The organism is Halomonas sp. BC04 (assembly GCF_000568385.1).
On the sequence record NZ_AZQX01000391.1, the window covers coordinates 21514 to 31236 of the forward strand.

The window sequence follows — 9723 nt, forward strand, 5'->3', positions numbered from 1 at the left end:
GTAAAAGTCATGAGCGTTGAGGTACTTCCACTGCGGGCATCATGCAACGGTGCTGAGCCTTTAGCAAAGCTAATGATTGAGGAGTTGGGTGCATCAAATTGTGCATGCCCGGATCTGAGGGGGGGGGGGGGCGAGCAATCGCCGGTCTACCCAAATTCTAGAAACTCAGGTGTTTCAGTAGAACGATTAGTTACAATAGGTTTTCTCCGAACTGCGAACGGACTTAAGAGAAACTTTATGAACTATCTTTTCCCAATAGAAACTATCGCAAGAGAGCTTGATTACAGACTTTTCTTTTCTGTGATGCTCGTTAAGCCCGGCGATAAAATATTTATAGGTCAGCATGATTTTATTCAATCAATTGTTCCGGCGTTTAAAGGTGGTGTCTATGTCGGAAAGAATATTTTTTTGAGGAGGTCTAATGTTGAGGATGGCGCAAGGTATTACTGTTTAAAGGAGAGAGGAATTGACGTCGTTTATCTCCATGAAGAAGGTGCAGTTTTCCTAGGAGAGCCAGCAGACTGGGGGAGAAATTTGTTGGGGCAGTATAATCTAGACTTCTTTGATAAAAATGATGAAATTTGCACGTGGGGTGAGTACCAAAAAAAATTCGATGAAGGGCGTTCGTCAAATATCAACATTTCGGTAACTGGTCATCCAAGATTTGATTTGTATAAAAATAAATACAGGTCGTATTATAAAGAGGATGTCGTCCGAATTAAAAATAAATACAATCGCTTCATATTGATTAATGGAAGGTACGGGGTTTGCAATCATGGACAAGGAGTCAGCTATGTTTTTTCTGAGCTTGGTGGCTATAACCCGTTAGATTCTGCTGAACGTGTAAGAAGTGTTGAGATTTTTTGTCACTATACTAGACAGCTTTCCTACATGGTTGAGCTCGCCCACAAATTGGTGATTGATTTCCCCGACTTGAAAATTGTTTATAGGCCTCATCCATCAGAGGACAGGTCCTATTATGAAAAGGTTTTCGGAGGTGTGGAAAACATATTCGTGGACGATGAAGGATCCGTGGGGCCTTGGCTAATTGCTGCCGAAGCCGTTATTCATGATGGTTGTACAACTGCCATTGAAGCTACTCTTTCTGGAACGAAGGTCATTAACTATAAGCCGGATAGTAACGAGAGGTTAGATATTTGGCTGCCCAACCAGCTAGGCATAAAAGCCTCTGATTATTCTGAGGTGGTAAATATATTAAGGGCGAAGAATCCACAAAGCTATAAGGCGGAAAAAGTATCAAGTCTTGCTAGTGATCTTTTATTTAATTTTGAAAATGACAGCTTTCAGGCCTTGTTAAATGTAGTTAACACTGCAGCGATTAGAAATAAAAAGAGGCACGGTGAGGAAAATCATCCTAGTCATTTACAGATAATGTTAAAATTCCTTGGTTTGAAGGTAAAAACAGCTATCCCTATAAGATTAGATAAAAGGAATCAATGGAAATACCACCATAGAAAATTCCCTGGATTTGATAAAAGATATGTTTTAGAAAAGCTTGAGAAAGCTGGAAAAGCATTAGATAAAGCTGTTATGGTGGATTATTATAATGATAATTTGCTTTGTGTTTACCTGCCTTAATAAATTTACCAAGCATGAGCCTTAATAAAATGGGGTGACCCATGGAAGCTTGTTGGGAAAAATACGTTTCAGTGATAGTTCCTACAGTGGGAACTAATGCTTTCCTCTCTGATGCCATTGCGAGTATTTTGGGACAAACTTATGAGAGGTTTGAATTGATTATTGTCAACGATGCCAAGGATCCTAACTCAAAAAGCTTGGTAAATGGTCTTAATCAGAGGTTTTCGGATAAGCGGCTTAAGGTTGTAAAGTCCCATGGAAATGGGCTGCCTGCGGCTAGAAATACAGGAATACGTTGTTCAACGGGTGATATAATTTTTTTTTGCGATGATGATGATGTATGGTACCCTGAAAAAGTAGAAAAACAAATAGAGCTGATGGAACATCATCAGGTTGATATTCATCTTTCTAACTTTGTTAAAATTTCTAGCTCAGGAAAACATCTTGGTGTTTTTGAATTGGTTTGTGATGTGGAATTCCCCAGTTCGCTTGGGCTTGATTTTTTATCCCCGCCTTCCGGCTGGGCGATAAGGCGGAATGTGTTTGATGTTTCTGGGTGTTTTGATGAGAAATTCTTGTCTACAGAAGATAAAGAATTTATCCTGAGGTGCAGCAAGTCTTTTAAGATAGTGCGATCTGGAAAGCCGTTTTTGAAATATAGAATTTCGGATGGTGCTATAAGCCGTAACATAAAGAGAAAGCTTAGATTCAATATTGCATTGATTAATAAGTATAAAAAAGATATTGTAGCTCACGGCAATGAGTCCGAAGGGATGATGCGATTTGCTTTAAAAGTGGCGATCGCGAATCGTCACAAGCATGCCTCTAATTCTTTATTAATAATGTTTTTTACAACGAACGCTTCGTTAATCACTAAAGCAAGGTATGCAACTTATTTCATACTTTTTAATTTTTTCAGAAAGCATGTCAAAAAAAGTGTCTCATAAGTATGAAACATACCCCCAGTGCCAAGATGAGTGTCTCGAGATCGCCGGGGGCGACAGCATCGACGGCCGTTTCCCGACCTCATTGGGCAAGATCAGTGGCCTGCTGCTGAGCCTCTATGCCTATCAGGTGCTGCACGGGTTGCGTTGTCTGCTTGAGCGGCGGCTGGTGGAGCCTGGTGTGGACGCGTGAGCATGTGCTCAAGTTGACGGCGACGTTGTCGGTGCATGTTAACCCCTATTTGAAATGTCCGCTCCTACCGACCTAAGGTGTCCGGTATCACCACGATCTCCACAGCAGACAAGGCGGCCACACGACGGGCGACGACCACTGATACGCTGGCGATCAATATTGATGCAGAAAGGTTATAAAAGGACGACTTGAAAGCCGGATTGGAAATATATCGCTCGGGTATCAAGCGATCTGATGCCGTTGAAGTAGGCCGGTGCCGGCCGCCACCCGGTTCAACACCCTCATTCGACACCCTGATGAATGAGGTGGTTTTCGTGTATTTCCCCTGGTTGGATAATGATTATTATCGAGCACTAACGTGATTAAACTAAGAAAAGAGCCGGCTGAAGATGGAATATAGACGCGAAATTGATGGGTTACGAGCGATTGCCGTCCTTCCTGTAATTTTTTTCCATGCTGGCTTTTCTTCATTTTCCGGTGGCTATGTTGGCGTAGATGTGTTTTTTGTGATTAGGGGTTATCTAAGGAAACGCTGCATAAATCCCGCCGGCGCTGCCTCGTGGCCACCGGTGGGGTAGAATCTGACCATCCCGCTACTATCTGACAGAGCCACCCGATGAAGCAGATCTCGTTCGCCCAGGTTGAGCACCAGAACAAGAAGAAAGTGACCCGCCGCGAGCGGTTCCTGGCCCAGATGGATGCCGTGGTGCCGTGGCCACGGCTGATCGAGGCGCTGTCGCCGTCCTACTTCCCGAACTCGGTAGGCAAGCGTGGGCACCCTCCCATCGGTCTGGAACGCATGCTGCGAATCTACTTCCTTCAGCAGTGGTATGCCCTTGCCGATGAAGCGCTGGAGGATGCCATCTACGACAGCCAGGCCATGCGCGACTTCATCGGTATCGACTGGCCATCGAGAGCGTGCCCGATGCCACCACGCTGCTACGTTTCCGCCACCTGCTGGAAAAACATGCCCTGACCCAACGAATCTTCGAGGAGATCAACGCTAGCCTGGCCGAGCAGGGCCTGTTCATGCGCGAGGGCACCATCGTCGACGCCACCATCGTGGCGGCGGCACCCTCCACCAAGAACAAGGCCAAGCAGCGCGACCCGGAGATGAAGCAGACCAAGAAAGGCAATCAGTGGTTCTTCGGGCTGAAGGCCCATATCGGCGTCGATGCCGTGACCGGACTGACCCACAGTGTCGCTACCACCTCGGCCAACGTCGCTGATGTCACCATGACGAGTCATCTGGTCCGAGATGACGACAAGCGGGTATACGGCGACGCGGGTTACACCGGCATGTGGAAGTACCTGGACGAAGAGAAGGATGCCCCGGATTCCCGGTGCTGTGTTGCCGCCAAGCGCGGCACCATCAAGAAGATGGAAGACAGCCCCATGAAAACGCTGCTGCAGGCGTTCGAGAAAGCGAAGGCCAGCATTCGCGCCAAGGTTGAGCACCCGTTTCATGTCATCAAGAACCTCTTCGGCTACCGGAAGGTGCGCTACAAGGGGCTGGCCAAGAACCAGGCGCAGCTGTTCAGCTTGTTCGGTCTGGCGAACCTGGTGCTGGCTAATCGATGCGAAGGCCGAATTGACGAGGCCAGTGCGTCTTGAATCTGGCCTGGCGGCCGGGTAGGCCGGCTGCCAGGGAAAATAGGCCACCTGAGGTGGTCAGAAATCGACCGCTGAGGCTCGAAATTTGATGCGCTGAGCGCATCAGCTGCTCAGCGACGAATTATTCAGCGGTTCCTTAGAGGCAAGCCACGGACATCGCAGACAATGTGGATTGATCTTGCCCAGGAGCAGAGGACACGTCGTTAGGGCAGTACACTGAGACGAGGCGATCCTTGGCGAGCGGTTCGCGACCCAGGAGGCCAAGCGGCGGCAGGTGTTCGAGTACATTGAGATGGACTACAATCGACAACGCCGGCCAGTGGGGTTAGGGATGATCAGTCCCGAGGCCTTCGAGTCCCAAATGATCGCTTAGACCTTTAGCCACCATTGCTGGGAGATACTTATGAATAAACCAATTATACTGATGCCAGCGCCTTCTCCTGGAGGGGGTGGTATGGAAACCAGGCGGCTAAATACAAAGTATTTATTAGAAACATTAGGGTATAGTGTAAAGACATTCATTTTCCAAAGTTCTGATAGTAGAAGTAGAGGAAAATATTTCCAAGGAGATGATGCCGTTAAGGTTTTTGAAGATTGCCGAAATAAAAAATTACTATGTAATGAATTTGTCTCATGGGTATGTCAACAAAATGCGGATGCGTTGATTACCTTCAATTCCAAAATTGCTCAGATGGCTTTTCCATTAATACCCGACTCAGTTCTTAAAGTATCAGTGTTGAATAGCACGCACTATCCAGGATTTTACAATTCGTTCTATTATATCAATAGTTGTGATATATTGCTTTATAACACTGAGGCGATGAGATCGCAGTGGCAAAATATTGCTTCTTTTTTAGGGTTTGTATTGTTAAAAGAAGAAGTGTTTGTTGTTGATGCAAGTACCCGCTTAGATACTTTCAAGCCTATCGTTAACGATGGTGTAATCCGAGTTGCTTTTGTAGGGCGATTTGAAAACACCCACAAAAACATAGAATTTATTCCAAGGCTGGTGAAGGAGTTAGATGCAAGGAAAATAGACTACCAGTTCAACATAATTGGTGATGGACCAGATGAGGCCCTATTGAAAAATCTAAAAAACAACGACAAAGTTATTTTCCATGGCTACTTATCTGATGAGAAACGCGATGACATTTTTCGTACTCAAGATGTTTTGATCTTACCATCACGATCTGAGGGATTTTGTCTGGTATTAGTAGAAGCTGCTTTATTGAGAGTTATGCCTATTGCGAATGATCTTCCTCATTTGAAGGAAATGCTTGGCGATAATGTAATATCAGTAACGGTTGAAGATTTGTCTGGCTGGGTCAGTGTTATTGAGAAATTGTATAAAAATCCTTCTGTTTTGCGAAGAATGCAACTTGACGCTCAATCTTATGCAAGAAAAAAGTTTACAAATAAAGAAAGTCTTTCATTGCAGTATGCTAGGATTTTAAATTCTCGAAATAAAATCAGGAAGACTTTTTCTCAGAGGCTTCTAAGCGAAGCATTTGGACTGTTAATGAAGGCTCCCGACTCACTCAGATGGCGTTTTGTTAAACTTTTCTATGAAAAAATCTGACTTTAATTGGTTTTTCTAATTACTCATGTTGATCTGCCATAATGCCAGCCTGTAGCTATACTGGAATCATGCGGATGTGATCTTGCCCAGGAGCAGTGGACACCCCGTTAAGGCAGTACACACTGAACGAGGTGTCCCATGGCAAGGCAAGCAGTTCTATGAAAAAACTCGTACCCGTTACTCCCAGGCCTACAAGGAGCCCCAGTGTCAGGATGAACTGCTGCAGAGTTTCCATTGCTGTCAGCAATGGATAATTCCGCAGGCTCATTTTTGATTATCCGGAACCATATAACCCGGTGGCTTATGAATAAAAATATTGTTTATACAGCTATGTTTGGTCTTTATGATAACCTGTTAGATCCCTTGGTTGTTAGTAAAAACTGCGATTATATTTGCTTCACTGACCAGAAAAATCTATCTTCAAAGGTTTGGAGGTTTATACATGTAGAGGATAATTGCTCCCCACCTAACTTGATGAATAGAAAGTTTAAGTTGTTGCCCCACCGCTATCTTTCACATTATGATAATAGCCTTTACATAGATTCAAATATTGGAATAAAAAATAATCCTGATGAGTTATTTCTCCGGCTCTCTAAAAGTTCTTCTTTGTTTGCCCCTAAGCATCCATTTAGAAATTGTATTTATGATGAGCTTAAGGAGTGCTATGAAACTCGCAAGATATCCTATTCTAAAATGATTGATCTAAAAAAAATGTTTGAAGACGAAGGCTATCCAAAAAAAAACGGTCTTAATGAAAACAACATACTTTTAAGGATGCACAATGATGAGTCTGTTATTGAATTAATGAATGAATGGTATTTTTTTTTAATAAATTATTCTTCGAGAGATCAGTTGAGCTTAAGGTATGTCGCATGGAAGAAAAATTTTGCAATTAAAATTCTTGATGAAAGTTCTAAGAAGCCAAATAAGTATTTTTTCTTTCGACAGCATGCGGCATCGGGTAATGGCTGCGGATGGCTTAAAAGGTTGGCAATGAGCATAAGCGCAAGAAGGGCTGATGGGTTGGTTAGTTATTGCTCCGCAAAAAGTCTTGACTTTATTTTATGCAAAATAAAAAAATGATTTCTCCTTTTTCCTGGAATGTATCTTTTTTATTATTGGTGTCCAAGGTGATTCATGAAAATTATATTATTTTCTAAGTACTCTCGTTTAGGGGCTAGCACTCGACTGCGCTCTCTTCAATATATCCCTTTTCTGAAAAGATTAGGTATTGATATTATTTCTTTTCCGCTGTTTGACGAGGAGTATTTGAGTTGCTTGTATGCTGGAAAAAAACGGTCTCCATTTTTATTGGCTGGACTTTATAAACAACGTGCACGGCACCTGCTGCAGGGCAAGCAGGCACTACTACTTTGGATTGAAAAGGAGGGTCTTCCCTATGTCCCATACTGGATCGAGAAGAGGTTAATGCCAAAGGGTGTGCCTTACGTAATAGATTATGATGATGCGGTCTTTCATCAGTACGACCTTTCACCCTATTGGCCGATTCGCATCTTTTTGGGTCGAAAAATCGACAAGGTAATGGCTAATGCTGCTGCCGTGATCTGTGGTAACAATTATCTGGCCGAGCGTGCCCTGCAGGCTGGGGCAAAGTGCATCGAGCGCGTGCCAACGGTGGTGGATGCCAGCCGCTATTCGGTAAGCGAGCCGAAAGGCTCTGACGAGGAAAGATCGCCGGTGATCGGCTGGATCGGTTCCCCTTCCACCCAGCGCTATGTATTGGAACTCAAGCCTGTACTGGAAGCGCTGCACCGTGAGTATGGTGCGCGGCTGGTGCTGGTGGGGGCACAACCTCGGCTAGTGTCGCAGTTTGGTGACCTGCCCGTAGAAGTGTTGCCGTGGTCAGAAGAAACCGAGGCAGAGGCGATCGCTTGCTTCGATATCGGCATCATGCCCCTATTCGATGGCCCCTGGGAGCGTGGCAAGTGCGGTTACAAACTGATCCAGTACATGGCCGGCGGCAAGCCGGTGGTCGCGTCGCCGGTGGGCGTGAACGTGGAGATTGTGCAAGATTGGCAGTGTGGCCGCCTCGCGGATGACATGGGGGAGTGGAAGCAAGTGCTTGGTGAGCTGCTGCAGGATTCCGCACTACGCCAATCTTTGGGTAAGCGGGGCCGCCAGGCCGTGGAGCAGCATTATTCATTGCAGGCGCAGGCCCCCCGCTTGGCGAATATCCTGCGAAGCGCGGCCAAGAGAACCTGAGCAGGAAATAGAATTGGCAGTATCATCTGTGAGGGATGTGTTGATGTTTCAGATTGGCTGAGTAATGGGTGATTTGAATTGTATCCAAAGAAGGATGGCGTAACATGGAGTTGATGTCTACCGGTTGGCATGCTTTCAGTGCTTTTCTTGTTTTGATTACGGGGCTGTCGCTGTCGCTGCTATTGCCAAGATACTTCAAGTTGACGAGAAAGTTTGGCGTATTGCTTTATGCCTGGCATACCCTATGGTGCATGGTTTATCTCTGGTATGTATTGAATGATGGCGGCGATGCATTGATGTATTATCGAGCATCTTTCTTGGGGGGCGTATCATTCCTTAATGTCGGTACTCACTCTGTTATAGCTCTTACCTCTATCTTTACCGGTTATTTTGGACTGTCGTTGATTGGCGTTTTTTTGGTATTTAATATATTTGGATATGTCGGTTTGTTAGCCTTTTCTGGCGCACTTAACGCCGTTACAGCGAATAAGCGGCATAGGCTTCGGTTGCTTGCTTTATTGATTTTATTGCTCCCTTCCGTCAGCTTCTGGTCGTCCGCTATTGGTAAGGATGCTATCTCCTTTATGGCAACTGGCTTGGCGCTATGGGCGGCCATTAACTTAAGGAAAAGAGCTTGTTTGATGGCATTTGCGGTATTAGCCATGTTTTTTGTTCGCCCTCATATGGCAGGTATAATGATAATTTCGCTCAGTGTGGCATTTGCCCTGCATGCTAAAGTGCCTGTGATAAGCAGAATACTACTTGGTACGATAAGTGTCGGCGTTGGTCTATCACTTGTTCCCTTTGCATTGCAATATACTGGCGTTGGTGAAGCTACGGACCTTGATGCCCTGATGAGTTATGTAGAGCGTCGCCAAGGGCACAATCTGCAAGGCGGTAGTAGTGTGAATATTTCTTCCATGAGCTTGCCTATGCAGCTATTTACTTATATGTTTCGCCCGCTAATTTTTGAAGCGCGGTCTATTTTTCAGCTGGCTGCTGCTATTGATAATATTATTTTAATGTACCTTTTCTTGATCGGCGGGTTGTCAATCTGGAAAGGTCGCAAGAGTCCAGTGCAAGATACACGAATATTTCTTTGGCTTTATGCTTTTGCCGCGTGGGCCGTGTTGGCTATGACAACTGCCAACCTCGGCATTGCCATGCGTCAGAAGTGGATGTTTGCTCCTATGTTGGTTTATCTATTGATTTCGGTAATGGGGTCTCAACGCCAAGTAGCGCTTGACCAGAAAAAATGTAGTAAATTGCAAGATTCGCGTAAGGTGCCTAAGGTTTTTAGCCTAGTAGATCCTGAATTCAAGCAATAAGCGCAGCACCTGCGGTGTTCAGGGCTCCTGAGCCCGCCTCATTCATGAGGGCGCTGATCGAGCATTGTGAAGCCCCGTGTTGCGGCCACCGACCGTCAGGAGCAGCATTTGCGGCGTGAGAGTCAGCCGGCCAATGCCCGAACAGAGCGTCTTCTTTCGCTGTTCTATAACTTTTAGGAATCAATTTCGGCCTTCAGAGTAGCCGTGATCGCCGGCCATCGTGGTGGCCGCCTTGTTCTTGGG

Annotated in this window: 8 protein-coding genes and 1 pseudogene; all 9 read left to right on the forward strand. The window is 45.4% G+C overall.

Translation table 11 applies throughout. The features are described from left to right. Positions 1-9 precede the first annotated feature (9 nt). The 9 genes and pseudogenes from Q427_RS30735 (at position 10) to Q427_RS26235 (ending at position 9480) form a co-directional block, all read left to right on the forward strand. Positions 10-1599 (forward strand): surface carbohydrate biosynthesis protein, encoded by a 1590-nt coding sequence (locus Q427_RS30735; RefSeq protein ID WP_197030830.1) that lies wholly within the window; start codon positions 10-12, stop codon positions 1597-1599. Positions 1600-1640: 41 nt separating this feature from the next. After that, on the forward strand, positions 1641-2546 hold the full coding sequence (locus tag Q427_RS30740; RefSeq protein ID WP_081786226.1) for a glycosyltransferase family 2 protein: 906 nt from the start codon (positions 1641-1643) through the stop codon (positions 2544-2546). Further along, complete coding sequence (locus Q427_RS32835; RefSeq protein ID WP_197030832.1) at positions 2536-2736, forward strand: hypothetical protein; 201 nt, start codon at positions 2536-2538, stop codon at positions 2734-2736. Before Q427_RS30740 ends, Q427_RS32835 begins: the two co-directional genes overlap by 11 nt. 616 nt (positions 2737-3352) lie before the next feature. Continuing rightward, positions 3353-4350 (forward strand): IS5 family transposase gene (locus Q427_RS26220; RefSeq protein WP_155833702.1). Its coding sequence is split into 2 segments (ribosomal slippage): positions 3353-3641 and positions 3641-4350, totalling 999 coding nucleotides; the frame shifts between segments, so codons are not numbered across the junction. Between the two features lie 223 nt (positions 4351-4573). Next, positions 4574-4723, forward strand: a pseudogene (locus Q427_RS30750) (IS3 family transposase); the annotation flags it as partial. Positions 4724-4753: 30 nt separating this feature from the next. Then, positions 4754-5929, forward strand: coding sequence for a glycosyltransferase family 4 protein (locus tag Q427_RS30755; RefSeq protein WP_081786229.1), 1176 nt, complete (start codon positions 4754-4756; stop codon positions 5927-5929). A gap of 303 nt (positions 5930-6232) precedes the next feature. Continuing rightward, on the forward strand, positions 6233-7012 hold the full coding sequence (locus Q427_RS30760; protein ID WP_197030831.1) for a glycosyltransferase domain-containing protein: 780 nt from the start codon (positions 6233-6235) through the stop codon (positions 7010-7012). Positions 7013-7066: 54 nt separating this feature from the next. Further along, positions 7067-8152, forward strand: a complete 1086-nt coding sequence (locus tag Q427_RS26230; RefSeq protein WP_043518396.1) for a glycosyltransferase family 4 protein — start codon at positions 7067-7069, stop codon at positions 8150-8152. Positions 8153-8256: 104 nt separating this feature from the next. After that, positions 8257-9480 carry a hypothetical protein gene (locus Q427_RS26235; RefSeq protein WP_155833704.1) on the forward strand — a complete coding sequence of 408 codons (1224 nt, stop codon included), beginning with the start codon at positions 8257-8259 and terminating at the stop codon, positions 9478-9480. Positions 9481-9723 lie beyond the last annotated feature (243 nt).

Coding starts and splice junctions, on each gene's coding strand:
- Q427_RS30740 (WP_081786226.1), top strand. CDS start 1,641: ATGGAAGCTTGTTGGGAAAAATACGTTTCAGTGATAGTTCCTACAGTG.
- Q427_RS26235 (WP_155833704.1), top strand. CDS start 8,257: ATGGAGTTGATGTCTACCGGTTGGCATGCTTTCAGTGCTTTTCTTGTT.
- Q427_RS30760 (WP_197030831.1), top strand. CDS start 6,233: ATGAATAAAAATATTGTTTATACAGCTATGTTTGGTCTTTATGATAAC.
- Q427_RS26230 (WP_043518396.1), top strand. CDS start 7,067: ATGAAAATTATATTATTTTCTAAGTACTCTCGTTTAGGGGCTAGCACT.
- Q427_RS30735 (WP_197030830.1), top strand. CDS start 10: ATGAGCGTTGAGGTACTTCCACTGCGGGCATCATGCAACGGTGCTGAG.
- Q427_RS30755 (WP_081786229.1), top strand. CDS start 4,754: ATGAATAAACCAATTATACTGATGCCAGCGCCTTCTCCTGGAGGGGGT.